Source organism: Bacillus sp. BC05(2025) (assembly GCF_056725905.1).
The window spans coordinates 405,752-432,733 of sequence record NZ_JBWYRA010000004.1 but is presented as its reverse complement, the minus strand read 5'-3'; the positions used below and the strand labels follow the sequence as shown (position 1 = coordinate 432,733).

Below are 26,982 nucleotides of genomic sequence, written 5' to 3'. Positions count from 1 at the left end.
TAAACATAAAGGGATTTTCAGTCTCTATATTTACTTCTTTATCAAACTATTTTCTAAACAAAAATGATGTAATTCTATTACATCATTTACTATATGAGTCGCACCAACTTCGGTCAATTCTGTTTCACTACCATAGCCATATAAAACGCCGATTGATGCAATTCCATTCTGATTCGCACCGATTATATCGTGCTTTCTATCTCCAATCATAACAAATTCTTCTTTATTAAGTTCTTCATTTGTTTGTAAAATATGAGCAATGATTTCTTCTTTTTTTATTCTTGTACCATCTAAATTACTTCCAATGATACCTTCAAAATAATCCGTTAGTTGAAAATGATCTAGTACTTGTTTTGCAAATACAGTAGGCTTTGAAGTTGCTATAAATAAACGATTTCCGTTATCTTTTAATTGTTTTAAAAGATTTGGAATACCATCGTATACCTTATTTTCTAACAATCCACGCTGCTTTAAATATTCTCTGAAATAAAAAACAGCGCGTTCTACTTCTCCTTCATTCATATTGTATCTCTCTATGAATGATTGCTGAATGGGCGGTCCAATAAATGAATTTAACTCTTTTATATGTAATTCTTCAATACCAACCTTTTTTAATGCATACAGTACTGAATTAATAATCCCTTCTTTCGGATCAGTCAATGTTCCATCTAGATCAACTAGAAATGTTGTATACATGTTTTCTTCCCTCGCTTATTTTACTGTATATATAGCATTGTTTCCTATCTCTTTATTATACCATTATTATCTTTTTTCTGAAAATTCCTTTTTCTATGTCACATACTTTCAGTTACAAAAAAAGATATATATGATAAAGTAAAAAAGTTAAAATTATTTTAATAGAAACTGGTGAATCTAATGTCAATTACGTTAATTGTTATAATGGCTTTCACAATTGTTATTCATGCGGTTGAAACAAGCTCTTATAGTATTCGATTAGCTGGAGTACGTTTAAAGAGAATTGCTGTCGCTTTGTCTGTGGTAGGCATGGTGTTACTTATTTCAAGAACATCTAACATGCTACAAGCCTTTTTAATCGGTGGGATTGTCGATGAGGCAAAACGAGACGCATCCATAAATTTAGAACATATTATACGGCTCGTTCTATTATCCGCCTCTGTCGGTACATTAATTGCGATTATACTATATCCAACTTTGACAAAACTATTTGGATACGTCATTCAAAACTTTGAAACAGACGGTTCTTTCATTCGAATGATGAAAACAAATAACATTCAAAAATTAAAGTACACAAAAAAATATGTACGCTTCCCAAAATTAGAAATGATTCATAGACTACGCATTGGTGGTATTCCAAAACGTATTATGCTTATTAACATGTTTGCTACTGCTATATATACAGCTGGTGTTCTTTCAGCCCTATATGCTTCTTTTTTACTTCCAGATTACGCGACAAAAGCTACTACAGCTTCTGGCCTTATTAATGGTTTTGCTACTATTTTATTAACAGTGCTACTAGATCCACGTATCGCTCTTTTAACAGAGCGAGCCCTTCAATCAGAAGAAGGTGCTGAAGCAATGAGTAAAATGTATGGTTGGTTAATGATTTCTAGACTTTTCGGTACGTTATTAGCACAACTATTATTCATACCAGGTGCTTACTGGATCACATGGATTATAAAACTAATGAATTAGCCCTCAATTAAAAAAGTAGGTGGGATAACAAATGACAATACAAACAGAGCAAGATATAATTCGATTAATAGAAAACGATGAATGGATGATGGATGTATTACAAATGGCAAAATCACTAGAGTTACCTGATTGGTGGATTTGTGCCGGCTTTGTCCGCTCTAAAATTTGGGATACTTTACATAACTGTGAGACTAGAACAGCTCTGCCTGATGTTGATGTAATTTATTATGATAGTCTACATAAAGATGAGATGTACGAACAATCATTAGAAAATAAATTAAAGAATATTGATACTACGATTCCTTGGTCGGTAAAGAATCAAGCTCGTATGCATGTAGTGGGTAATATGCCACCGTATTCTTCTTCTGTTGATGCTATTTCTAAATTCCCTGAAACAGCAACGGCTTTAGGTGTTACATTAGATGAAAAAAACAAAGTTATATTAACAGCTCCGTGCGGTATTGAAGATGTTCTTTCCTTACAAGTGAGACCAACAGCTCATTTTCTGGAATCGAAAGAGCGTATACATATGTACAAGAACAGAGTTATTAAAAAGAATTGGCAAAGTAAGTGGCCCAACATCACAATCACATGTCCATAAATTAAAAAAGGGTGCTTCTCATTTATAGAAGCACCCTTTTCTTCATTTCAAAAAATGTATGACTGTGTCTGCGAATCGATCTGCTTCCTCATAATGAGGTGAATGACCGCTCTCTTCAAATGCGATATACTTACCGTTTCGAGCTTCTTTATTAAACGTTTCAATTTGTTTTTCACACGTTACTACATCATGTTTTCCTACAATTAATAACATTGGGTTTGTTATATCTTTTATCTTAGGTAATAATGAAGTATGGAATGCTCCTTCTACTTTTAATCTATCAAAATGAATCATGGAGCTATTTGAAAATTCTTCCCATTCTTCATCACTATATAAACTCTCGTCTGTCACATCTTCCTTATTATTGTAAATCTCCATTCTTTTTTCTTCTAGTTCATCACTTAGTCTTATATAAGCCTCTAACAACTCTTCTGAACTAGCATTGCTAGATGAATAAGCAAGAGACTCTTCTGCTACTTCTTCTTTTCCATACTTTTTTAATAGATGCCCTGTCTTTTGTAACAAAGCCCTACTTGTTAATGCGAAATCGAAAGTTGGTCCTTCAAATATTATTTTCTCTATTGAACTTGGATATATCGATGCATATAACAATGCTACATATCCACCGAAAGAATGTCCAATTACAGACCACTTCTCAATTTGTAATACTTTTTTTAATTCCTCACAGTCTTCAATTAAATCTTTTAATCCAAAAGCTTCTTCCTCAGTAATTTCTTCGGAGCGACAAACACCTCTTTGATCTATCATAATTACATATAAAGAATCTTTTAAACGTTCCGCCTGATGAAATGAAAAATCATAACAACTTTCTCCAGGTCCACCATGTAAGTATAGGACTGGTTTATTTTTAGGGTGTCCATGCGTTTCAACGTATAGCTTTTTGCCTCTAATATTCATGTATTTCCCTGCTTCTATCAAATTCGCCTTTATGATCATCACCTTCTTTTTTACTGAATATTATAACATCAATTGTTAAATAATTCCTATTACATTTAAAAAGACGATGATAATTGCGAGTGGTGCTACAAATCGAAGTAAAAACGCCCAACAAGTAAATACTTTCTTTCCATAATTACCACCCACAAAAAACTCTGCTTCTAGCACCTTCTTCTCCATTTTGAATGAAACGAAAATACTAATAAATAGTGCACCAAGTGGCATTAATATATTACTAGATAAAAAGTCTACTGCATCAAAAATATTCTTTCCAAAAATCGTAATATCACTCCATACTCCAAATGATAACGCTGATGGTATGCCTACTAAGAAAATGCCGAAACCGATCATCCATGATAATTTCGTTCTTCTTTCTTGTTCACCATTTGTCACTGCTGAAACAACTGTCTCTAATAGTGAAAATGCTGATGTTAATGTCGCAAATGTAAATAGTGCAAGAAATACTGTTAAGAAAACCGCACCAAATGGAATTTGACTAAATACTGATGGTAATACGATAAATAGTAATCCAGGCCCTTCTGTTGGCTCCATTCCTAATGAAAATACGGCCGGAAAAATTGCAAGTCCTGCAAATAATGAAACAAATAAATTCAATCCAACAATTGTTATTGCTGATTTTGGTAAACTTTCTTTTTTATTTAAATAGGAACTATACGTAACCATAATTGAAATCCCGATACTAATTGCAAAGAATGATTGCCCCATTGCGAACAAAATACTTTCCGAAGTAACCTTTGAGAAGTCCGGTTGTAAGAAAAACTTCACACCTTTCATTGCGTTATCAAGTGTTAATGAGCGAACAATAAGAGCGACAAATAAAATGAACAACGCTGGCAACATATATTTACTTGCTTTTTCAATTCCATTTTGTACACCTTTTGATACAACCCAAATCGTAATGAACATAAAAGCGAAATGTCCCATAATTGCCCAAGCGGGATTTCCAATTGTTTCAGTAAATAATGAACCGTAATTTTGTCCTGGAGTAATAAGTTGTCCAGTTACTCCTCTGAATAAATAAATTAATACCCATCCACCTACAACACTATAAAACGAAAGTAATATAAAACACGTTCCGACGCCAAGGCGTCCAATCCAGTGCCACCCTGTATTTGGTGCAATACTTTTAAATGCTCCAACCGCTTGTTTCTGTGTACTGCGACCAATCATAAATTCAGCTATAAGTAGCGGTAACCCAATTAATACAGTGAATAATATAAAGATTAAAAAGAATGCTCCTCCCCCGCTTTTCCCAGCGATATAAGGAAACTTCCATATTGCGCCAAGTCCAATTGCCGATCCTGCTGCAGCCATTATAAACCCTAATTTCGAAGTCCATTGCTCCGTCTGTTTCATCTTATTTTCCTCCTAATTAAATTTATTTATATAAATAATCAAATTATATAGACCAATTCAAATAAACCCTCCATTTCTATTTCTATAAAATAAAAAAATGGCTTAGCGTCTCTATATAAAGAGACGCTAAGCCATTTGCTTAACGCGGTACCACTCTTATTGATTCCATTATGAATCCACCTTAGTAGTAATCGTTTGATTACAAACCTAATATCGAAGGTTAACCGTTAAGATTTACTAAGAATGTAATTCCGTTCCACCTTACTGCTCCTAGGCGAGTTCAGGATGTCATTTGACTATGTCACACCAACCCATAGCTCTCTGTACAAATACACGACCTTACTACTCCTATTCAACACATTTAAATATTTAGAATATATTTTCTTTTGAAATTAATATGAAGTATATCGGTTATATTTGTAACTGTCAAGGGATATATTAAAATTTGTTGAGAAACCTTTTTATTATTCTTCGTCATCATCACCACTATCAGCAGTACCTTCTTCTGGATCATCGTTATCTTGTTGTTGCGATGACTCCTTGTGTTGAATAGCGTTATTTACCGCTGTAGTAGACATGACTCCACCTTTTATTGGATGTACTCTTACATCAACCGTTAAAACGTACTTTACGATGACTTCAAAAAATAATACAACCCTTTATTTTTCCCTCTACTATCGTCGTACACTGTTCACAGCTACTACAATCTATAAAACAACAATAAAAATTTAACACTTAATGTACTTATAAAATTATAGTGCTCTTTTAAATTTCTACGCTAAAACGCAAAAAGCACTTGTTGCCTTTAGTCGACAATCAAGTGCTTTAAGTTCATCTATTTTTAAGTAGTATAAATTTGTACATTTTGTAGTAACAGTATGACACCTTTTATATGTCATGACAACTACTACGTTAAAACTTAAGAGTTTGTACGATTCCGTTAGTTTTATGTCCATTCCATGTGTTTATATTCATCGCCATGTAAAATGTCATCTCGCCTAAGCTCGTACTTCGTTTTCTATTCTATCATTGCACATAGTACTCCATGATGTTACAACCATCATGAAGTATATACTTTTTAACAGCCTATTATTTTTCTGTACACTACATAACATGTTTTAAATTAATTACAGCAATACTTTGTCACTCCTGTATGCAAATGCTATTATACAAATAGATGCTAAAACTTTCATGAGTTATTAATTCAGTTTAAATATATCTATTACTATAAATTTTTTAAAGTTTATTATTTTTCACTTCCTCAAACCACTCATCAGCAATATGGCTAGCTGTTTTAACTTCATCATTCGCATATACTAAATCATACTTATATTGAGCTTTAAACTTGCCACTATGAACATCATATATCAATTTCATCTCAGTTGGCATGTCACGCTCATATTCTTTGCATAATTCTTCAATTTTCTCAATATCTTCACATATAATGCGTAATACCATAGACTGTCTTTTAGTAGAAACATCATATCTTTCGTCTTCATCTTCCAATGCATCATTTACTTTATGACGTTCTACATACTTATTGTTAATGTAATAAAAGAAACTTCCCGAAATAATTCCTTCCTCACGCGAAGCATAAACGTACACTTTATCCGCCCTATCTTCAACATATTCCATACATATAGATATCATATCTGCTTGCAATTCACTAAATTTATCTTCAAATTCTTTCATACTACTTTTTCACTCCTTAAATCAATTTTTAATAACTCTGAAGTCCGCCTTACCATCAATCGAGTAATTAACTATAAATTCCTTTGGACGCATATCATTGCCATGATAAATTATTTCAACATCAACTGTTACTTCTTTAGGGGGTTTTTCTTTCAAAGCTGCAGCTCATTCATTTTCAATTATGATCTTGCCCTTTTACTTTTCCTAGTGTATTTTTGCTATGTGATAATCGCTTCTCTCTCTCAGTTAATTGTAACTTATCTGTTTCAAATTTTTCAATTCTTCCAAGATTATCTGTTTCATAAAAGTAATCATACTCTCCCGTTTTATATCTTAATATTAGGCTTTAATCTATTTTTCTTCCATTTGTAAAATGTTTCCCTTTGTTTACAAATGTTTTAACTTCACTTACAGTACTGCCTCCTTTACCCGTACCCTTATAGTTGTTATCTCACGCTAATTTTTAATTAGGTATTTTTTCAATACACTCAACAAAAGAGACCTCATATTTGAGGTCTCTTTTGTTGAGTCTTCTTCATCTATAACTTCCTCTTTACTTATTCAATATCAGACAATCTTCTTTATTTAAATATAATAAAATCCTAATAAAAACGCGTTCTTCAAAAAGTTCTTTTTCTGCCCTTCGAATCTAGTAAAACGGCTATAAGATATTACAAATTTAAGCTACGCTTAACTTGTACTAATAAATCTATTAATTCATTTCTTTCTGGATTTTTTTCCACTTCTTTTTTTACATGTTCTTCCAAATAATTATAAAAAGTTTCAAAGTCCAAATACACTTGTTGTTCAGACTCCACAGCTGGAGAATCTAATTCAACTAACACATGCTTATCATCTAAAGGTGTAGGTAGCTGTGACATATCAAATTCATCTAAATCAGACTGAAAATGAACAAATACTATTTCTTGTCCAAACCCCTCTTTTTTTACAAAAAAACTCAAAGCTCTTTCCAAGTACTTACCGTTTATAAAGTTAAAATATATTGACATCAATTCATCGTTTTTCTCTTTATCTTCAATAAATTCAAAATTACTATTCATTTTATCCTCCTATAAATATTGTATCTTATAATATCAGTCTAGAATTTGGAAAAAGTTAGTTATCTCCCCAGTATCATTTAAATAACCTCTGAACTTCAATCCATGTGAAGCAGTAACTTCAACAAACCTACCATTTATTGTTCCCTTTTGCATCGCTTCTTTTCCCCACTGATATATCTTATCATCACTAATCATTGCTGGATCGTATATGTTTTAGGCTCCTTAATATTTTTATACGAAACAGGTTCGGCAATATTTCCATCCATGTCTTTTCTAGGTATTTTGTATTCTATCTCATAAATCCCTTCAATTGAAGAATGTGATTTTTTATATATAATTAAGTCTTCTACATCAACACCCTGATTTTTCAAAGCATTGTAAAATTCATCCATGTTATGTCCACCACTAACTCCTTTCTTAGTGCTTATATTCTCAACATTTTTTAAATAATTTTTAGCATTTTCTCCAAATTTAAAGTTATTAGCTCCAACCGTACCCTTAACAACCTTACTCTCCATATACTGATAAGCCTCTTTCAGAGAATACTGTCCTCCTCCTGAGACCTTTCCTACTCCAGCCATGGCAAAGCCTTTTCCCTCGCCTGGGATCCATTTGTATTCCAGTAATGTTTTTACTGCGTGCTGGATCTTTTCATTCCCCTGCAAGAAGGTTGTTTTTACAGTTGTGGCACCTTTGTTCCATAGACTTCCGATTTTATCGGCAAATCCTTTTGCTGTCGAGGCTACAAAGTTTACACCTTCTGTTACTTTGTGGCTGGCTGTTTTTATGCCATCAACAGCTGCTTTTTAGTAAATATTTTTTACTTTCTCAATCTAACAAAATATTAACTTTTTTATTATATCTTATTTCTATACTAAGACGAAAAAAGCACTTGTTGCCTTTCAGAGACAATCAAGTGCTTTAAGTTCATCTATTTTTAAGTAGCGTAAATTTGTAAGTTTTATAGTAACAGTATGACACCTTTTATACGTCATGACAACTACTACGTTAAAACTTACGAGTTTGTACGAGTTCGTTAGTTTTATGTCCATTCCATGTCCTTTATATTCGTCGCACAGTAAAATGTCATCTCGCCTAAGCTCGTACTTTGTTTTCTATTCTATCATTGCACACAGTACTCCATGATGGTACAACCATCATGGAGTACATACTTTCAAAAACCCTTTTATTTTTTCTATCTACTTCACATATACTTTATTTTTTATTCATATATGCTTATGCGTATTTAAATTTAGCACCGCGAACTTTATCATATTCGTACATAAAATATAATATAATTTAGTATAGTAAGCTTTATAAAATCACTATAACTAAACTCATTTATTTAATGTAATGAGTTTTTAATGTTTATTTATATTTTAGGAATATCAATTATATTTCCTGGTGACTCATTAATAAGAATATCTGAAATACTTGGGTTCCTTTTTTTCAACTTGAATATTTGAATTTTTGTTAATTCAGGGCTAAATGATATATTTTGTGTTTTAAACTCCAAATTCATAATTTTATTTTGAAGTTTTAATATAAAAACCTTCCATTCTTGTAATGGAGAATTCGAAACTTCCTCTGGACTTTCTAATAATCGATATCCGTCTGCATAATGAAACATTAGTAATCCCGTTCCTAAGTCACAATCTTTGTTTTCAAGAATTGCATTTGGTATATCAAATCCACTATTCCAATTATAATTTGCTGCAAAACAATGAAGGAGTATTGGATTATCTATATTCTTTATTCGGCTAATTGTATCCTCTTTATTTGTATTATAAAGAAATTCTTCAAGCAAACTAATATCTTTATTTTCCATTACACCTTACCACCTTACTGATATTTACTTATTTTGTATTTCCAATTGTTTTAGCTTTCTTTCCCAGAGTTCTACTGTTGCACCTTGGCTTGGGTACAATGGTAAACCATTCCCCTGTAATTTTCTTAAATTTTTTTGCAAATCATATACCTGCTTTTGTAAACTATCAATACTTTGGTTAATATCCATTTTATTTAATGCTCTTGCAACTACTTCATTGTAAACAGAATGATATCCTCTGTGTCTAGCCATTGTACTTATATTATCATCTGGTACTCTTAAAAAAATACCATTTGATGAGTCATCAAAGTTCATACCTATCTTTTTAATTACAGGATTATCTGCCATTTCAGAAGGAATAATATGCTGTGCTTGATATCCACTCCATTTAGTTGAACGTCTAAGCCCCATTTCTGTCATCATATTTTTTCCTAATTTAGTAGAATTTCCTCCTGTTACAATACCCGGAGTACCAGGAATAATCCTACTACCTTCACCCGTACCCTATGTTGTAATCTTAAACTCTCACAATAAAAAAGCAAACCATGTAAAACCTTATTAAACTACTTCTTTTTCTTCCACTACCGGCAATTCATAAGCTGTTTTATATTTCATCATGCCATATACAATGTTTACAAGCCTTCTCATAATACATACCAATGCTTGTCCTTTTGTTTTTCCCTCTTTAAGTTTCTTTTGATAATATGCATGAAACACTGGGTTTCTGGGTAACTTACTTCCTTTTGCTACTTGCACTTGCTGTACAGCTAAATTATAAAATAAAGCATGTAGCGCCCTGTTTCCTTGTTTGCTTTTGTGTGTCTTACCTTTCCCACCAGAACCAAAGTAAACAGGCGCAATCCCCGCGAATCGTGCTAATTTGTTGGCATTTGGAAATCGCCTTACATCCCCAATTTCTGCAATTAATGCTGATGCCGTCACAAGTTCTATTCCCGGCATCGTCTCTAATTGATAATCTAGTAGATTTAATAACCGTTTTAATTCTCTTTCGATGTATTTCATTTCCCTCTTTTTAAACTCAATATCCCGTACAATACTTCTTACTAAAAAATCTCGCGTTTCTTGATACTCTTTCATTGTTTGTCCATCTTCTTTTACAAGTTTTAATATGTCGCTTGCTTTCTTTACTGAACATGTATTGTTGCTAACATCTAATAAAAAAGCTGTTAATTGCTTTATATTTACCCCCTCTAAACAAGAGGGTGACGGATATTGCTGCCAAAATGCTAATGCTGTTTTTCCATCTAACTCTGAGAAAAACTTTTTATAGCTTGGATAATGATGGTTTAATTGAATATGTAGTTGGTTCTTTAATGCACTTTGTGCTTTTACTAATGCATTCCTTCTTGAAACTAGTTGTTGTATCGACCAAAATAAATCGTTTGGCTTTGCATCTGGCAGTTGATTAAATTTGTTTATCAGTATGCGTGCTACACATTCCGCATCCCAACTATCATTTTTTTGTATCATCACTTGGCTCTTTCGCTCTAAAAATGATAAAGCTGGATTTACTTCTTTCACAACTCGTTCATGGTCTACTAAATATTTCGCTAACGCTCTTCCATAACCACCAACATCTTCTAAACCAAATACAACAGTTATCCCATCACACACATATGTCTCTACTTCTAATAAGAACTTCGAAAATGCAGATGGTTTATTCTCAAATTGTATTTCTCCTAGTTTCTCTTGCCAACAATTAATAATAACAGCCGTATGCTGCTCTTTATGTAAATCTACTCCTACATACAAATAGTTCTGCCTATGATGCATAACTCATCCCTCTATTCAATGATTTAGTCATATATAAAAATGTCGGCAACCTTAGTTCGAGCGTTCATCTTCCGATGCGCATAGGTACGCAAGCCTAGCCATTTTCATCACTCTAGTAGTATGTATAGTAAAATGAGCTAATTTTTTAAGTGAGTTTATAAAATAATTGCTGAATGTTTCCCATTTGTCTGTATTTGACCATATGTGTATATCCCTCGATAAAAGCTCTCCCGGTCTAACATGCGTTTCACTTGTACTTTCGTAAACCGTTTCCCTTTCTCTGTACGATAGCCTTCTGCATTCAGTCGTTCTGCCAATTGAGTCAGCGACCACTGCCTAAAAAAGTGTCGTAACTCAAATAGTCTACGTACAACCACTGCTTTTTCTGCATCTACTTCTAACACTTTTTGTCCTTTCTTGACTGTGTACCCAAACATCACACCGCCACCCGCATATCCACCTTGTTCCGCTTTCTTCTTTCTGCCTCTACTCAGCTTCAATGCAATCTCGAGACGTTGATATTGATCTAGTAGTTCTAACATGCCATTTACTAAAAAATCATTTGGGTCATGCGTGTATATACTATAATTGGGTTGTTCAATCGCTTTCACATCAACCTTATGTTTCTTTAGCTCTCGTTGTATTAATACTTTTGCCATATCAGAGCGCCATAACCGAGATGTATTTAATACAATCACGCGCCTCACTTGTTGATATGCCATATCTGACAATAGTTCTTGTAAGCCTTCACGTTCAACTGTTAATCCATTTTCATCAACAGTTGCGCCACTTAGTCCTCTATCTTCATATACATGAAGCAATTGTAAGTTATTTTCCATACAATAACGTTCGATTTCTTCTACTTGATACGTTAAGCTATAACCTTCACGCACTTGTCCTTCTGTTGAAACTCGTACATAACCAACTACTTTCTCTTCCATATTGATTCCTCTCCCGTTACAGCAATTAAAGTTCCTGTAACGTTTACCCGTTTTTTGCGGATAACGTGTGCATAACGTCCATCCGTTAAAACGTACTTTACGATGAATTCAAAAAATAACACAACCCTTTATTTTTTCTTCTACTATCGTCATACCCTGTACACAGCCATTACAATCTATAAAAATTAACAATTAATGCACTTATAAAATTATACGTTTACCAACTTATTTCTACGCTAAAATGCAAAAAAGCACTTGTTGCCATAATTGACAATCAAGTGCTTTAAGTTCATCTATTTTTAAGTAGCATTAAATTTGTAAGTTTTGTAGTAACAGTATGACACCTTTTATACGTCATGACAACTACTACGTTAAAACTTACGAGTTTGTACGAGTTCGTTAGTTTAATATACATTCCATGTGTTTATATTCATCGCCCAGTAAAATGTCATCTCGCCTAAGCTCGTACTTCTTTTCCTATTCTATCATTGCACATAATACTCTATGATGGTACAACCATCATGAAGTACTTACTTTCAAACACTTATTTCTTTTTCTAAAACACTAACCTTTATTCTGCTGAAGGATTATAATCAACCTCTACATTTTTTAGTCCTTCTATTACTTTATTTATTCTTCTCGATAAGTCTTTTATTTCTTCTAATGTTAATTCATCTCCTGCTTCTTGTGGATTAAACTTGCTTAATCTCCTTGTTATACCTTCAATAAGCCCAATAAAAACTTTATCATGTCCAATTGCAATCTCACCAATAGCAGTATCAACAATAACATCTTCTATCTTACCTAAGTTATCAAACTCATCTGATAGTTTTGCTATAGCATACTTATATCCCCTAGCTTCATCTAACAACTCTTTATATGTCTCCTGAATTGCTTCAAATAATTCATTATACTCCCAATCTTTCATAATTACTTTCCTCCAAAGAATTTAGTTTAAGGAATAATTCTATTACCATTGTTGTGTACGACTTCTAATTCAATATTTTTATATTTAGCTGCAAACTCTGCTATAACTTTATTACAACTGTCGCAAGTATCCAATTCTGTAAATAACTTAATTCTACCACTAGCTTGTGTATTATCCCCAAGCCTAGAAGCTATATCATTTAGTATTTTATACTCAGTATCTGTATTCCTTAAATAATTAAATCCATTTTTACCAACTGCTTCTGTAGCCTTAAACATTGGATTTTCAGGTTGTAAAGAAATATCAGGCACCTTATGCTCAAGACTTCCCTTAAGTTCATTTATGCTACTTTGAGCATAAAATTCCGATTTGCTTATCCCACTGACATCCACTTCGGCAACAGCAAAATTACCAGATTTCTTATATTTACTCGATAAATTTCCTCTTAGTTCCTTCACTCTATCAATTATATGCGCTTCTGTTACTGAATCTATTTGTCTAGTTGGATATACTTTACCCGTACCCTTAACAACCTTACTCTCCATATACTGATAAGCCTCTTTCAGAGAATACTGTCCTCCTCCTGAGACCTTTCCTACTCCAGCCATGGCAAAGCCTTTTCCCACGCCTGGGATCCATTTGTATTCCAGTAATGTTTTTACTGCGTGCTGGATCTTTTCATTCCCTTGCAAGAAGGTTGTTTTTACGGTTGTAGCACCTTTGTTCCATAGACTTCCGATTTTATCGGCAAAGCCTTTTGCTGTGGAGGCTACAAAGTTTACACCCTCTTTTACTTTGTGGCTGGCTGTTTTTATGCCATCAACAGCTGCTTTTCCAGCTTTTCCGGCTACCATTGTTACGCCTTCACCTAGTCTTTTTCCTGCTTTTACAATTGTCTTCCCAAAGCTAGAAGCGACATACTTTATTCCTTTTCCAGCAAGACTTGCCACTTTTCCAACAGGAACAAAGTTTAAGAGTGTCCATCCTGCGGCGATGAGTCTTTCTTTTGATGATAATTCTTTCCCTGTAATAGGGTCTTTACCGGTAACTGCACGAATTGCATCATTTACTCCAATGAATTCAGCTGCTCCTTCTACTGTCTTTTCCCACCATGATTTTTCATGTTTCTTTTCTTTTTTATGAGTTTCTTTCAACTTTTCATTTTGTTTCTTTTGATATTCTTCATCTGCTTGACGAAACTTTTGAGCGATACGCCGTAATTCTTTTTCTGTAACTTGTAAGTTACGTATGTAAGATTCCATGAGTCTCATTGATCTCATATATTCTCCATAAAAATGCTGACTCGTTGCTCCTTGCCATTGCATTTGAATACTAAACATAGATTGATTGAGATTTTGTTGTATATTCTGGCTGTGTGTTTGCATCTCTGATATGTTTTTGGCAATTTGTTCGAGTTGTTCAGGTTTGACTTTAATTTCCAAGCCTTCTCCCACCTTCCTCTATTTTATACCAAAAAGGAATAGAACTGCATCAATTTTTACTTATCCCCTTTAGAAAAAACATCAAAAATACTATTATCACAAATCGCTTCAATTTCTTCCCGTACAAATAATTTTTGAAATTTTGTTCCTGGATTTAATATTACATTTGCCTCTAAATCTATCGTCTTTAATAATTCAACTGCATTCATAGAAACATATGGACATTCTTCTGGAATAACCATTTCTAAATGTTTCAAATCAGAATACAGTGGTAACATTAATCCTTCTTCCATTTCAAAATAATGAATTTGCAATTGTGTATTATCAGTTGAAATCAAATTTCCTTCTTCATCTACAGTTGTATTTCCCTCTACAGAAGCAACAACATACAAATTTGATTTCTGTAATATCTCATAAAAACGAACTCTTTTTTCTTCATTCTGTAAAGCTTCCACTAACGCCTCGTCTAATGGACAAATTTCTAGTAAACTCATTGAACTTCACTCCTTTTGCAAAATTTAAATTCGTTATTTTTGAATATTGATTACTGGTACTTCTTTTGAATCATTAGTTCTATTCACTAGATTTAAATAGAAATGTGATACTGTAGTAGTATAATATGGAGTAATCCAAAGATATGGAAGATTTAGTGTGAATATTCCCACCAATGAACCTAAAATAAACCAACCAATGAAACTTAACCAAGTGATAAATAAATCTAACTTATGTCCTTTCATCATCATTTTACTTTTTTTAATTGCTTCACTTGCTGTACATTCTGGATCCTCTAACATAATGTAGTAAGCCATAGAATAAGAAAAAAATTTAATAATACCTGGAACAATGAACAAAAGACTCCATAAGCTAATAAATATTGTTTGTAAGATACCTAATTTCATAGCTCTAAATATATTATTTGAATTGAAACCAGCAAATAGATCACCTATTGTGGTAGATTCATTTTTCGCTAAACGTAATGTGATTTTATAATAGCCGTAACTCATAACACTTTGTACAACAATATAAAGAATAAAAATAATAGCCCATATAATAATTTGAGATAAAATCAATCCAAAATTAATTTGAGGTTCGCCATATGAATAATATACAAAGTTCTCAGGTCCTATAATATCTATAAACAAACCAAAAATTAGAAATACTACTATACCAATGATATACATACTTGCTACGGGGATGAGATAATTAAGAAACGTTGAGCCTACCCCTAATCCCCATCGGCCTTTCAATGAGGCTAATGCTTCCCTTTTTAAATTGCTAATCATCTTTTTTCCGCCTTTCAAATTCTGTATTATGCATAGTGTGGCTTTAATGAATAATCAATGAGTTTAGTAAAATTCAAATTTCTACTAAACTCATTAATATTTACTCATTATGCGAAATAATTTCGCCATCTTACGCAAAGTAAGATGGCGAATGTTAAATCTAATTATTTTTTAACGTTCATAGATTTAATTTTTTCTACATTCTCTTTTGCTTGTTTCGTTATTTCTCCATTAATAGCATTTGCATATTTATCACGACTTAAAAATTCAAAACATTTATATGCATTATTCGTGTCAGTTGCGGACATATATCCTGCACCTTTATTAAACATTTTTAGAGCTACCGTATTCATCCATTCTTTTGCATCTGCTTCTGGATACCCTAATTCCATAGAACGATAAGTTAATTCAATTGCTGAAGCTAAATCTTCAATCGTATCTTTATTCCCACTTACCTTTGCAGCTTCAAATGTACTCAAATACTCAATTGCCGCTTTTACCCCATCTTTAATTCCTAATTCTTCAATACCTGGTGTTTTATATAAAATTTGATAGTTGTTTAACGCTGATTTATATTGCGTTTTTTCTAGCTGTTTTGCTTCTTTAATTACAAGACTAGCAACATTAGAAAATCCTGTTTTGTCAACAACACCACGAGAAGCTGCTTGACCATAATAATGTAAAGCATTATAAAGGCTCGTTTGCCCTTCTTTATTTGCTTCATCACCTGCTAATTGAATAAGTTGAATTCCCTCCATTTTTTTGGATGCATTATCAATCATATTCATACCACTAATTTGGCCAATTGTTTTATCAATATCCTTTAACTGTGCAAGTAATGTGTATGATGGTAATAAGTTTTTACTTACTTCACTTTGCCATCCTGTCGTTCCATTTATTTTATTCCATTCATTTTCTGTATCTATCCATAATTTATTCGCATAATTAACCATTTCTTCTCTTGAACGTTCCAATGGGTGCTTTGTACGAATTGCATTTGCAATGTTTAATACCGCTGTATAATATTCTCCATTATTTGCAGCATCGTTTGCTTTTCTTTCAAACATTAGCGGCATTAATAATTTATGAGATTCATCTTGAACAGATTTTTCTACTCTTGCCGTATTTGCTAATAAATTTGCTTTATTTATAGCATCTTCCACTTTGAAATTAGAATCTTTAATTTGTCCACGAAGTCCCTCTACAGCCGCACTAAATTGCTTTTCTAATTTCTCTTTTTGTTCTCCTGTTGCACCGTCAATATACTTATTTGCTAATAGTAAAGCATTTTCATATTGTGGATTCGCTGGATTTAAATATGTTTCTATTTGATCAATTTCTTGACTAAATGGTTCAGATTTTACTTGTGCTTTTTGAGTACTTGAATCGATATTACTTGTTTTCTCGTTATTTTTGGCACCTTCAGTCTTTACATTTTTTTGGTTTTTCTCAGTTGTTGTACTTGTTACCTCATTTTCTTCTGTAACTACTTTTTCTTCATTACTACTAGTATTTTCTTTTACCGAGCTTGCATTTTCTTTTGTTTCAGTTGTAGACTGCACTACTGATGTTTGGATATTAAGTTTCTGTAATTCTTCTTGTAATAGCTTGTTGAAAATATCTTCTACATCTTGATTCGCTTTTTCTACTAATGCAGGATCTACGCTTTCAAATACTGATGTAACTAAATAAAATTTACTTAATGCTTGTTCTAAAGATGCTACATCCCCTGTATTTGACCACTCTCTTTTTTCTTTTGTTGCTGTTTGATAAACTTTTTCTGCTACAGATTTAATATAATCTTTCTTATTTTCACTTAAATATCTTTGTAACTCTTCTTGTGTAGTAACTGATTCATTTAGTACATTCATTTGATTACGTAAATAGAATAATGCTCTCTCATTTGAATATTCACCACTTGTAAGAATTTGTTCTACATTATCTAACGCTAACTTATGTTCTGCTATCGATTTTGATTTTGATGGTGTATTCAATTGGCTAACGAGCGTCCAGTCTTCTTTTTTGCTATAGTAGTTCGTTAAATTATTTAATGCATTTTCATCCAGTTCTTTTTGACTCGTATAAAAATCATTAAAGAAAACAGATGAGTAGTATTTTCCATTTCCAGCGTACCACTCAACTAAAATATCTCCCGTTTTTGGTGATACTGTAATTGTTGGGTGTGTCGGTGTTGGTTTTTCTGTTTCAGTTCCTCCGGTTCCAGTTCCTCCGGTTCCAGTTCCTCCGGTTCCAGTTCCCCCGGTTCCAGTTCCTCCCGTTCCAGTTCCTCCCGTTCCAGTTCCTCCCGTTCCAGTTCCTCCCGTTCCAGTTCCTCCCGTTCCAGTTCCTCCCGTTCCAGTTCCTCCCGTTCCAGTTCCTTCTGTTCCAGTTCCTCCCGTTCCAGTTCCTTCTGTTCCAGTTCCTCCCGTTCCAGTTCCTTCTGTTCCAGTTCCTCCCGTTCCAGTTCCTCCCGTTCCAGTTCCCCCGGTTCCAGTTCCTTCTGTTTCAGTTCCTCCTGTTCCAGTATTAGTTTTTGGCGGTTCTACAGTGGATGTAGGTAATTGAGCATTATCATTATTTTTATTTGGCTCCGCCACAGGTCCCCCCATATTAGATGGCAAATCTAACTTTTGTGGAGTTGGTGCATCCGATAATTTGATTTGTGGATCTTTCTTTTCCACCGATACTTCATCTGGTTTATATGTTACTGGCGTAATTGGTGATTTATTATTCCCAATTAAGTCTGCTAAATTAATAGTTGGTTTTTCGCCGGGTTTTTCATCTTTTTTTGCAGGATCAGCGACTAAATTTGGGAACATAGACTGTAAATCGCCTCCTGTAATACGATTATCTTTTTTCTCTTCTGTATTACTTGCTAGTTTTACTTGTTCTTTTCCTGCTGTCTTAAAGCCTTTGTCATACACAAGATATCCTGATGTTCCTAGTAATGCTACCGACATTACTGATATAGCGACTTTTTTCCCTATGTTATTATTGTTTTCCTCCATGTCCTTTTCCCCTTTTCCTATCTTTATTGAATCCAACCGTTTGTTTTCATTTCTGTTAGTTTTTCTTGCGCAGCTCTTACTTCGGATTCATTTTCATTTGCTTGCACTGTTTTTCTTAAGAAACGACTTGCTTCCTCGTATTTTTTCTGTTTAATTTTAAACATCCCGAATGCAAAATTCACATGTGGATTTTCATCGTTTTGTGCGTACGCTTCTGTGAAAAGCTTCTCTGCTTCATTCCCTTGTCCCACTTTATCGTATAAAATCCCTATATTTACAAGCGTATTTATGTCGCGTGTTCCACTGCTGACAACTCTATTGTAAGCTTCTAACGCTTGCTGATATGCAGCAGTACTCTTTGCACCATCTCGCGTTTCATAAAATTGACCCGCTTCGTAATACACAATTCCTAGTTGATTTAACAACTCAATATTTTTCATATCTTTTTGAATCGCTACTTGTAAAATGTGAGATGCTTGTTGATAATTCATTTCTTTCTTCGCACTATCAATTAGATTTGTTTTATTCCAAAGCACATATAAATTTGAAAGTTCAATTGTATATATGGCATTCTTTGAATCTTGCATAATAGCTTCTTTAAAGAAAGATTCTGCTTTGTCTAACTGTACCGTTGCAGTTGATAATTGACCTTTTAAATACGAAACAATTGCTTTATCTTCATTTGTTTTCGTACTCATTTTGACAATAACATCTTCCGCTTTTTCAAATTCTTTCATTTTCATATGACTTACAGCTAAATCTCGCATCGCATCTTTTTTGTATGGTTCAATTCCTTTTGCATTATTCGCTAGCGCTTGTTCAAAATTTTGCACTGCTTCTTGATATTTTCCAATGCGGAAATTCGCTGAAGCTAATAGATAAGCAGCTTCATTATTTTCTTTATCGATTTCTCTATCTTTTATTAGTTTTGTAATATAATCAATTGCAATTTTATTTTTTCCTTCAGCAACGTAAATCGTTGCTAATTGGAGATAAGCCTCATCCTTACCCTTCACAGCAATTGCCTGTCCAACAGCTTCTTCAGCTTTTGTATATTTTTTATCATCATAAGCTTGTCGTGCTTGTTCCATAAACTTTTGATATTTAGCATTTGTTGTGTAGAAATAAAACAACGTCGAACCACCTATTACAACCACTACAGTTGAACCGATAATCAAAATCCGTTTTTTATTCTTTTTCCACCATTTAGAAAAAGGTGACGGTTCACTTTGTTCATGCGCTACTGTAAGTGGTTGATTGGATGCTTTTGCATTTAAAATCTCATCATCTATATCATATTCCACTTGTTTTTTTGTTTGTTTTCGGCTCTGTAGAATGCTATTTGGCACTGTAATTGTAGCTGCTACTTCTTGCTGCGACTCTGTTCCTTGCTCTTCTTCTATCTCTTTAATAATGCTTTCAATTTCCTGTTTTAACGCCTGATCAATGTTTGGAAATTGTACGATTCGTGAATAGACGAAACAAGCAAATGCTGCATTGTTTTCTCGTTCCAATTCAGTAGCTAATTCCAAATAATGTTGTAGGACCATTTTATTATTTATTTCAGGCTCTTGACTCTCCATAGTTTGAATGATATATGCGAGTTCTTTTTGCAGAGCTGTTGATGAATTGAGTGAATTGAAAATTATTTTATATTCATATAATGCCGCTTGTTTAAATCCTCTCTCTTCTAATAATCTTGCAATTTCCAAACATTTTGATACAAAAAGAGAGTGTTCTTCTGCTGACTGCCTTTCCGCATCAATTTTTATTCTTTCTCTCGCGCTATTAAATACATCGTACCACTGTGCAAAGCTTGGGCATTCTGCGAAAGAATTACTACTCCATGCCTGCTTAAATAATTTTGCAATTTCCCCGTTCCATTGATTATGTAATACTTGCTGAAGTAACGTATATCTTTCACATTCTGTCTGCATTTCTTCCGTTTTAAAGTAACTTGCATCAGTCCATTTTTTATTTCGAACTTCTTCACTACACCAACTTAATATTTCTCCTATTAAAATAGCACCAGCAAATCGATCGGCTTCTTTTTGCCATACTCCACTTGTCAAATACTTTGGTGCGTAACCCGCTGAACCTGCTGGCAATAATGAAGGTTTTTTCGTTTTTGGGCCATACATTTGCTCAACATCAACAAGTTCGATATTATGTTGGCCTTCAATTGCATTTTCACTTAAGAAAGGTACAAGTACGTTGCTAGACGATAAATCATTATGAGCAACTTCATTTTCCTCCATCATTTTAAGCGTTGTAAGAAATGCTTCTGCAATAAAGAAACATTGTTCTTTTGATAACATTCGTTGTTCTTGTAAAATATCAGCCCAAGTTGGACCTTCAATCCAAGGCATTACAATACTATTTGCAAGATCTTCTGATTTTTCGATAGCAGATGTATGTTCTTCTTTAGTAACGATATAGCGTGAACATACTTTCAGACCCACTAGGGAAGAAAGTGGTTTTAAAAATGCTAGTTGATGTTTTTCCTCACGATAGCGTTCCTTAAAAACTTTTAATGCAATTCGTTCTACACCATTTTCCTGTTGTAATTGATAAACTGTTCCTTGTCTTCCCTCTTGACCATAGGGCATCTCAATACCAATTACAGCTGGGTGTTTCTCAAAACGATAAACATCTTTATTAAGATTAATTTTTTCTCCTACTTCTGGACGGAATCCCATTTTATCCCCTTACTCTCGTATAACAATTTTTCAAAAAAAGACCAGGAACAATAGCTCCTGGTCTTTTGCAATTGTTCTATTCTTAGTATGCGTTATCTGTATTACGGAATTTATCAGCGATACGTTTTAAATCTGTTGAAATACCTTCTAAAATTGGAATGTATTGTTGCATTGCTTGTTTAGATTGGATAAATTCTCCACGGAATTTCGCTTGTGTTGCCCCAGCCCATTGTCCTTCTAAACTATTAATATCGCCTTCAAGTCTATTAATTTGACTTTGTGCTTCTCCTGCTGCGTTTTTAAAGTTTCCTGCGATTCTTTCAAGTTCTTCTGGTGTGATTTTAATTTCTGCCATTGTAATAATTTCCCCTTTCAAATCATAAATGATACAACAATTAGATTATAAACTATATTCATACAATTTTTAAAGAGCTAAATTACAAAAAAATTCTATTTTCTAGTAATTTAACCCTATTTTAATATTATTTCACTTTTAATTCAGACCATTTCACACTAATTTTATCTGTCATCGTGCGAAGTAAATGTAATGGTGTATATGCACATTTTATTTTTATTGGCTTTCTACGTATGCAATATCCATCCCCGCTTAATAATTCTTGATCCATTTCAGTATGTGGTAACTTCATATTAAAGAAATACACATCGTTATTTTGTGTCGTTCCCAGTAAATATCCAATACTTCTCTTTCTAATTTCTGCAAACCATTTTTCATGAGAATAACTATTTAGGCTAGATGTAGTAGCTGCAGTCATAAAGTGAATCCCTTTATTTTTACAGTTTTGAACTATTAGTTCCATTTTATTTTTCGCCTCATAATCAGTAGATAATACAGTTAACATTTGATCAATATCATCAATTGCAATGATTATTCTCTTATATGGAAACTCCACTGTTACGTTTGGATCTAAAGAAGGCATTACTGCTTCTCTATTATTTATTAACTCTAACAATTCATCTAACATTTCTTTTAATTGTATAGCATCTGTAACTTTCTTCTTCACATGAGGTAAATCTCCAAGAGCTAATATACCTGTAGGTCTTTCACCAAGATCCACTAAGTATAGCTCAACCTTTTCTGGCGAGTATTGGTATGTAGTAGTGAACAGAAGTGTTTGTAATAGCGATGTTTTTCCACCTTCTATTCTTCCTCCAATAAATATATGACTCATTTCATCTAAAGAAAAGCTTTGTAAACGAATATCCTCTGTTTCTATACCTGCTGAAATTTGGGCTGTTTCTAATCTCCCAAGCATATGCTCTACAAATATTTCTTTAGGCACCATTGGAATAGCTTTTGCTTTTTCACCATTCCATTCTCCATTCATTTTTTGAATAATTGTTTTTAATTGTTGAGAATACTCAAGTTCACTTTCCCCGATAAATGGCAATGCTGCTTGGAATAATTCCGGCGGTTGCCCTTTCATTAATCCACGGCCAACAGGAACTTCAATTAACGGGAATTTAGGTCTGCCCACTAAGTTATGGTATTCTGTTCCATCTTGCAATTCAAATGTAAGTGCCATCGGTATATTATTACGAACACGATCGAACATATCTATTGTTTGATTCAGAGAAAAATAGAAATATACTCCGTATGTACTTGATTCACGCAATAATAATTCTAATACTTCATTTTCTTTCTCGAATTCATTTTTGAATCTTATATAACCATCTACCATTACTACTATTGCTGGTATTTTCTTTTCTACCATTCGGTTATACATAGAGAATGACTTTGCACCGATATTAGAAAAGCTCTCTTTTCTATGCGTGATTTCCTTCTTTAAAAATCCGAATAGACGTTTCATTTTCTCATTTTCGCCTTCTTGTATAATCCCGCCAATATGAGGTAAATCTCTAAAATCTAAGAACATTCGACCAAAATCAATAATATAGAAATTCACTTCTGCTGGTGTATGAGATACAGCTAGAGACATAATAATTGTTTGCAACATCGTCGTTTTTCCGGTACCTGGCATACCATAAATATTTAAATGCCCTTCTTGTAAATCTAACTTCAGAGGATATTGCGCTTGATTTGCAACATCATCAATTAATCCTACTGTTACTTGTAAATATTCTTTTGATTTATTCCACTCAGCAATTGTCCAATCTTCCATAGCATAAAATTCTTTTAACAATAATTTTTCCGGTAATGGATCCAGCCAAGGGCCTGGTAATGCTTTAATATTTTCTTTTTCTGATACGCTCTGTACATATTGAATAAAGGCTTGTAGTTGTTTTGGACTATTTGTCATTGGTTTTGGACGCTTTTTCACTTTTATTCTTTCACCCGAGAGCTTAACTTCTGTAAAATCAACAATATCAAGAACTTTCTCTTCATCTGGATTATAAGGTGCTCCGCTCCATGCAGATTGGAATAATTCCAATACTTCATTGCTACCAACTTGGAGATACCCTCGTCCTGGTACATTGATTTTTGATGCATCTGGAATCTTTAACATTTCACGACTATCCGCATCATCTTGTACACGCAAACAAATTCGAAAACGTGAGTTACTCCAAATCTTGTCATTTACAACCCCTGAAGGTTTTTGAGTTGCTAATAATAAGTGAACCCCTAAGGTTCTTCCTATGGCAGCAACACTAATTAGCTCGTCCATAAATTCTGGTTGTTCCTTTTTCATTTGAGCAAACTCATCAATAACAATAAATAAATGTGGTAAAGGTTCTTTTTCACGCCAGCTTGTTTCGTAATATTCATCTAGATGCTGAACATTTCCAGCCTGAATGAATAATTTTTGTCTTCGTTCTAATTCTGCCTTTAATGAAATTCTGGCACGCTCAATTAAGTTTGGATCTTCTAAGTTCGTAATAGATGCAATAATATGCGGTAATCCCGCAAATGTGTTTGACATTCCACCACCTTTATAATCGATAAGCATAAATGCCATCTCATGAGGGTGATAGGTTGCTGCTAACGCTGCTATTATAGACTGAATCACTTCACTTTTTCCTGATCCAGTTGTACCAGCCATTAGACCGTGCGGCCCATGCCCCTTTTTCTCTATTTTATCGTGAATATTTAGAAAAACAGGTTTACTTCCTTCTCTTACCCCAATTGGAACCGGTAATGAAGTCGGATATCGATTTTCTTTCCATCTCTCTAGCACTTGTAGCTCTTCCATAGTTTTAGCTTGAAACAAGTCTAAAAATGTTAATACTTTCGGAATGTTGGCTGCTGTAGAACTTTTCATTCGAATTGGAGCAATGCTTCGCGCTCCTAGTTCACATCGTTCGAATGAAAGTCGATCTACTTTAAAACTAGCACGCGTTGTCCCACTATTTTCAGCTGAACTTGAAAACGTTTCTACTAACTCACCATTTTCTCCATTTAAACTTATTACAAGATCACATTCCATCGGTAACCGTTCCTTTTGTTCCGCAAAAATAAATGTAGAAGCTCCTACACTTTCACCTTCTCTAAGTAACATTGGAGTTAAAGGATCGTCTTCTAAAAATTCTCTCGCTGATAAGAAAAAGACATACATCGGAATTAAAGGAACTTTTGCATCCGCTTGCGCAGAAGAATTATAGATTCTACGCATGTTAAGTGGGGTAAATAGTACTTCAGCTAGTTTCTGTGCATCTTGTTGATTTTCAGATAAAAAGCGCATACTTCTCTGTTCATCCCATACGTGAGGAAGCCACCTCATCCAATCCCACTGCTTTTTCTCTTTCTCATGATAAAATGCTGCTATTTTCACTTCATTTGGTGCATGATGCGTCATAATTTGCGTCGTTACAATTCGAATAAAGTTTAGTCTATCTTCTTTATTTCCAACTACACCAATTACATCATTTTTTTTCAAAGAAATGGAGATGTGTCCATTTGGTATCGTATTGAAATCCCTTTTCACATTTTGCGCTTCCGTAACTAATGGATTTTCTTCATAACCTTTCTGTTCAGGTACCTTCAATTCTACAAGAAATGGTCTTTCTCCTGTACCAATACGAATATCTAAAAAGTCTGGACTTTCAGGTGTTCTCTCCCATAAATTACTTTCCCGATTTTCAATTCTTTGTACGCTTTTTAATGGGCTTGGATTTTGTGTAATTAAATATTTTGCTTGTTCAACCTTTAACGTATCTAATTCCACTCGATGCTTTTGAATTTGCTCTAAATATCTTGTTTGTAATTGTTCAACCATTTGACGATGTTCTTTCTTTTTACGGAAATGCCCCATCGTTGTAATTATATATGATCCCAACATCGGAATACTTGAAACCATCATTAATGGCATATAACTTGAATTCATCTTCATAAATTTCATCATTACAAAATATAATACCAATGTTAAAACTGTCATCATTGCAGGCAGTAACATTGTTTCAATTGAAAACTTCGGCTCCTCCGGTATATTCGGTGGATCATGAATAATAACATCCCCTGTTGGTATATCTACTTTCACACGCGGAGAGCGTTGAAAATACGGTGATTTTTGCACAAAACATTTCTCCTTCCCCATCCAAAAACTATTACTCAATGATTTTCCATACATAATCTTCTTCACTAGAAGACATATCTTGTTTAACAGGTTCATTATAAACTTCTTCTGCTGGCATCATTTCAAAAGAAGGGATAATTGCTCCTTTTTTATGTAGCATTACATATTGTCCGTCCCACACATCATTATCGCGTAACGTTTCATCATTTCGAATAGAATGCCACTCTTCTTTATCTTTTGCCACTCTAATTTCATAGATCCCGCTTAATGCTTCATCTATTTTTTCATGATGTAAAATCGCTTCAATAATTTGCACCACTTTTACGTCATTTGGAATTGCAATATCAATTTCTTCATTTGACTGTTTTATGTATGTCACAATAATCTCTTCCACATTTATTCACCTTTTTTCCATCATGTTTGTTACCAAGAAACATCTAAAAATGAAATATCATCGCTTGTCGGAGAGTTCTGTGCCCTCTCAATTTCTTTTAACACTTCCTCAAAGTTATACCGCTTAAGCAGCGTGAGTCCGTCTGAGTGAATAACTATCCGATTCGCTTCTTGCCTAGATAATGCCTTTGAAAAAACCGCCAATTCCCCACCAATAATGCCTCGCTGTGTAGACCATCTTTTCTCTATATTTCTATTAAACCTCATTATATTCGAACAATTCTCCTTATCTTGAAACAATTGTACAAATGAATCTCCATGTGTAACTATCGTTATTTGTACTTTATCTTGATTTGGAATGAGTTCTATTTTTCCGACAATAAACATCGTTTCACTACCTTTTTTTCGCTTTTCTTCCAAAACATCGCGTAGTAACCACGGTGTTTCTTCTGGCAATCGAAATGCACTCACTTCCTCTGAAGCTTCTTCTATCCAATTATTTAACTGTTCATTTAATAATGTAGCAATATCCAGTCCACTTTCTTGACATGTATCAAACAAGTTTACTAACTTCATACCAAGAAATTTCGCCGCAATTTCACCATGAAAAGATAGCCCTACACCATCACATAAGGCAAATACGAAACTAGATCCATTATCTAGAAATACTAGAAAGTCTTGTCCACTCTCGTTTAAATCCTGCGTTTCTTTTGCTCTTACATAACTATATCTATAAGTAAAATGTTTCGTTTCCTTTTCTTGCAATACCGTTTCTTCCTTTTGCGATAGGGTATATTTCACCTTACTCCCCCTC

Annotated in this window: 24 protein-coding genes, 1 pseudogene and 1 other annotated feature; of the genes and pseudogenes, 2 read left to right on the top strand and 23 right to left on the bottom strand. The window is 33.7% G+C overall.

Translation table 11 applies throughout. The features are described 5' to 3' along the window. Positions 1-30 precede the first annotated feature (30 nt). Positions 31-696: an HAD family hydrolase gene (locus tag ACZ76X_RS16380; protein WP_479851018.1), complete on the bottom strand. Its 666-nt coding sequence runs from the start codon at positions 694-696 to the stop codon at positions 31-33. 180 nt (positions 697-876) lie between these two features. Here ACZ76X_RS16380 and ACZ76X_RS16375 point away from each other — a divergent pair, with 180 nt between their 5' ends. Then, on the top strand, positions 877-1,674 hold the full coding sequence (locus ACZ76X_RS16375; protein WP_097852384.1) for a lipid II flippase Amj family protein: 798 nt from the start codon (positions 877-879) through the stop codon (positions 1,672-1,674). Between the two features lie 31 nt (positions 1,675-1,705). Beyond that, complete coding sequence (locus ACZ76X_RS16370) at positions 1,706-2,275, top strand: nucleotidyltransferase family protein (RefSeq protein ID WP_479851017.1); 570 nt, start codon at positions 1,706-1,708, stop codon at positions 2,273-2,275. 42 nt (positions 2,276-2,317) lie between these two features. On the opposite strand, the gene ACZ76X_RS16365 is transcribed toward ACZ76X_RS16370, so the two are convergent. The 22 genes and pseudogenes from ACZ76X_RS16365 to ACZ76X_RS16260 form a co-directional block, all read right to left on the bottom strand. Further along, positions 2,318-3,232, bottom strand: coding sequence for an alpha/beta fold hydrolase (locus tag ACZ76X_RS16365; RefSeq protein WP_479851172.1), 915 nt, complete (start codon positions 3,230-3,232; stop codon positions 2,318-2,320). A 36-nt stretch (positions 3,233-3,268) separates the two neighbouring features. Next, the gene (locus ACZ76X_RS16360) at positions 3,269-4,609 is read right to left on the bottom strand and encodes a sodium-dependent transporter (protein ID WP_479851016.1); all 1,341 of its coding nucleotides are present in this window, start codon (positions 4,607-4,609) and stop codon (positions 3,269-3,271) included. A gap of 116 nt (positions 4,610-4,725) precedes the next feature. Continuing rightward, positions 4,726-4,974: a binding site (T-box leader), on the bottom strand. Between the two features lie 871 nt (positions 4,975-5,845). After that, entirely contained in the window at positions 5,846-6,301 is a 456-nt protein-coding gene (locus tag ACZ76X_RS16355; RefSeq protein WP_479851015.1) for an immunity protein YezG family protein, read from the bottom strand. A 21-nt stretch (positions 6,302-6,322) separates the two neighbouring features. Beyond that, positions 6,323-6,457, bottom strand: a complete 135-nt coding sequence (locus ACZ76X_RS16350) for a DNA/RNA non-specific endonuclease (RefSeq protein ID WP_479851014.1) — start codon at positions 6,455-6,457, stop codon at positions 6,323-6,325. 515 nt (positions 6,458-6,972) lie between these two features. Further along, positions 6,973-7,362, bottom strand: coding sequence for a hypothetical protein (locus ACZ76X_RS16345; protein WP_479851013.1), 390 nt, complete (start codon positions 7,360-7,362; stop codon positions 6,973-6,975). Positions 7,363-7,395: 33 nt separating this feature from the next. Further along, positions 7,396-7,515 (bottom strand): hypothetical protein, encoded by a 120-nt coding sequence (locus tag ACZ76X_RS16340; RefSeq protein WP_479851171.1) that lies wholly within the window; start codon positions 7,513-7,515, stop codon positions 7,396-7,398. Positions 7,516-7,553: 38 nt separating this feature from the next. Next, positions 7,554-7,754 (bottom strand): hypothetical protein, encoded by a 201-nt coding sequence (locus ACZ76X_RS16335; RefSeq protein ID WP_479851170.1) that lies wholly within the window; start codon positions 7,752-7,754, stop codon positions 7,554-7,556. A gap of 99 nt (positions 7,755-7,853) precedes the next feature. Beyond that, positions 7,854-8,168: pseudogene (locus ACZ76X_RS16330) on the bottom strand (WXG100 family type VII secretion target); the annotation flags it as partial. 566 nt (positions 8,169-8,734) lie between these two features. Beyond that, entirely contained in the window at positions 8,735-9,190 is a 456-nt protein-coding gene (locus ACZ76X_RS16325; protein WP_479851012.1) for a DUF4274 domain-containing protein, read from the bottom strand. Positions 9,191-9,214: 24 nt separating this feature from the next. After that, a complete protein-coding gene (locus ACZ76X_RS16320) occupies positions 9,215-9,613 on the bottom strand; it encodes an AHH domain-containing protein (RefSeq protein WP_033682200.1) in 399 nt (132 codons plus the stop codon). Positions 9,614-9,748: 135 nt separating this feature from the next. Beyond that, positions 9,749-10,984 (bottom strand): IS110 family RNA-guided transposase, encoded by a 1,236-nt coding sequence (locus ACZ76X_RS16315; protein ID WP_417902628.1) that lies wholly within the window; start codon positions 10,982-10,984, stop codon positions 9,749-9,751. A gap of 155 nt (positions 10,985-11,139) precedes the next feature. Beyond that, positions 11,140-11,925 (bottom strand): recombinase family protein, encoded by a 786-nt coding sequence (locus ACZ76X_RS16310; RefSeq protein WP_000391698.1) that lies wholly within the window; start codon positions 11,923-11,925, stop codon positions 11,140-11,142. Positions 11,926-12,496: 571 nt separating this feature from the next. Beyond that, on the bottom strand, positions 12,497-12,853 hold the full coding sequence (locus tag ACZ76X_RS16305) for an Imm3 family immunity protein (protein ID WP_000656075.1): 357 nt from the start codon (positions 12,851-12,853) through the stop codon (positions 12,497-12,499). Between the two features lie 26 nt (positions 12,854-12,879). Further along, positions 12,880-14,295, bottom strand: a complete 1,416-nt coding sequence (locus ACZ76X_RS16300; RefSeq protein ID WP_479851011.1) for a WXG100 family type VII secretion target — start codon at positions 14,293-14,295, stop codon at positions 12,880-12,882. A gap of 56 nt (positions 14,296-14,351) precedes the next feature. After that, on the bottom strand, positions 14,352-14,789 hold the full coding sequence (locus ACZ76X_RS16295) for an SseB family protein (protein ID WP_479851010.1): 438 nt from the start codon (positions 14,787-14,789) through the stop codon (positions 14,352-14,354). A 33-nt stretch (positions 14,790-14,822) separates the two neighbouring features. After that, positions 14,823-15,578, bottom strand: a complete 756-nt coding sequence (locus tag ACZ76X_RS16290; RefSeq protein ID WP_479851009.1) for a DUF975 family protein — start codon at positions 15,576-15,578, stop codon at positions 14,823-14,825. Positions 15,579-15,742: 164 nt separating this feature from the next. Continuing rightward, positions 15,743-18,586 (bottom strand): hypothetical protein, encoded by a 2,844-nt coding sequence (locus ACZ76X_RS16285; RefSeq protein ID WP_479851008.1) that lies wholly within the window; start codon positions 18,584-18,586, stop codon positions 15,743-15,745. A gap of 23 nt (positions 18,587-18,609) precedes the next feature. Next, on the bottom strand, positions 18,610-21,285 hold the full coding sequence (locus ACZ76X_RS16280) for a tetratricopeptide repeat protein (protein WP_479851007.1): 2,676 nt from the start codon (positions 21,283-21,285) through the stop codon (positions 18,610-18,612). Between the two features lie 82 nt (positions 21,286-21,367). After that, complete coding sequence (locus ACZ76X_RS16275; protein WP_000807831.1) at positions 21,368-21,640, bottom strand: WXG100 family type VII secretion target; 273 nt, start codon at positions 21,638-21,640, stop codon at positions 21,368-21,370. A gap of 127 nt (positions 21,641-21,767) precedes the next feature. Beyond that, positions 21,768-25,775 (bottom strand): type VII secretion protein EssC, encoded by a 4,008-nt coding sequence (gene essC, locus ACZ76X_RS16270; protein ID WP_479851006.1) that lies wholly within the window; start codon positions 25,773-25,775, stop codon positions 21,768-21,770. A gap of 31 nt (positions 25,776-25,806) precedes the next feature. Further along, entirely contained in the window at positions 25,807-26,169 is a 363-nt protein-coding gene (locus ACZ76X_RS16265) for an EsaB/YukD family protein (protein WP_000391141.1), read from the bottom strand. Between the two features lie 29 nt (positions 26,170-26,198). Beyond that, positions 26,199-26,969: a PP2C family serine/threonine-protein phosphatase gene (locus ACZ76X_RS16260; protein ID WP_479851005.1), complete on the bottom strand. Its 771-nt coding sequence runs from the start codon at positions 26,967-26,969 to the stop codon at positions 26,199-26,201. Between the last annotated feature and the right edge of the window lie 13 nt (positions 26,970-26,982).

Coding starts and splice junctions, on each gene's coding strand:
- ACZ76X_RS16325 (WP_479851012.1), bottom strand. CDS start 9,190: ATGGAAAATAAAGATATTAGTTTGCTTGAAGAATTTCTTTATAATACA.
- ACZ76X_RS16280 (WP_479851007.1), bottom strand. CDS start 21,285: ATGGGATTCCGTCCAGAAGTAGGAGAAAAAATTAATCTTAATAAAGAT.
- ACZ76X_RS16275 (WP_000807831.1), bottom strand. CDS start 21,640: ATGGCAGAAATTAAAATCACACCAGAAGAACTTGAAAGAATCGCAGGA.
- ACZ76X_RS16380 (WP_479851018.1), bottom strand. CDS start 696: ATGTATACAACATTTCTAGTTGATCTAGATGGAACATTGACTGATCCG.
- ACZ76X_RS16295 (WP_479851010.1), bottom strand. CDS start 14,789: ATGAGTTTACTAGAAATTTGTCCATTAGACGAGGCGTTAGTGGAAGCT.
- ACZ76X_RS16335 (WP_479851170.1), bottom strand. CDS start 7,754: ATGGATGAATTTTACAATGCTTTGAAAAATCAGGGTGTTGATGTAGAA.
- ACZ76X_RS16345 (WP_479851013.1), bottom strand. CDS start 7,362: ATGAATAGTAATTTTGAATTTATTGAAGATAAAGAGAAAAACGATGAA.
- ACZ76X_RS16290 (WP_479851009.1), bottom strand. CDS start 15,578: ATGATTAGCAATTTAAAAAGGGAAGCATTAGCCTCATTGAAAGGCCGA.
- ACZ76X_RS16315 (WP_417902628.1), bottom strand. CDS start 10,984: ATGCATCATAGGCAGAACTATTTGTATGTAGGAGTAGATTTACATAAA.
- ACZ76X_RS16305 (WP_000656075.1), bottom strand. CDS start 12,853: ATGAAAGATTGGGAGTATAATGAATTATTTGAAGCAATTCAGGAGACA.
- ACZ76X_RS16340 (WP_479851171.1), bottom strand. CDS start 7,515: ATGCAAAAGGGAACAATAAATGGTAGGTTTGTTGAAGTTACTGCTTCA.
- ACZ76X_RS16365 (WP_479851172.1), bottom strand. CDS start 3,232: ATGATCATAAAGGCGAATTTGATAGAAGCAGGGAAATACATGAATATT.
- ACZ76X_RS16310 (WP_000391698.1), bottom strand. CDS start 11,925: ATGGAAGAGAAAGTAGTTGGTTATGTACGAGTTTCAACAGAAGGACAA.
- ACZ76X_RS16375 (WP_097852384.1), top strand. CDS start 877: ATGTCAATTACGTTAATTGTTATAATGGCTTTCACAATTGTTATTCAT.
- ACZ76X_RS16360 (WP_479851016.1), bottom strand. CDS start 4,609: ATGAAACAGACGGAGCAATGGACTTCGAAATTAGGGTTTATAATGGCT.
- ACZ76X_RS16320 (WP_033682200.1), bottom strand. CDS start 9,613: ATGATGACAGAAATGGGGCTTAGACGTTCAACTAAATGGAGTGGATAT.
- ACZ76X_RS16285 (WP_479851008.1), bottom strand. CDS start 18,586: ATGGAGGAAAACAATAATAACATAGGGAAAAAAGTCGCTATATCAGTA.
- ACZ76X_RS16370 (WP_479851017.1), top strand. CDS start 1,706: ATGACAATACAAACAGAGCAAGATATAATTCGATTAATAGAAAACGAT.
- ACZ76X_RS16355 (WP_479851015.1), bottom strand. CDS start 6,301: ATGAAAGAATTTGAAGATAAATTTAGTGAATTGCAAGCAGATATGATA.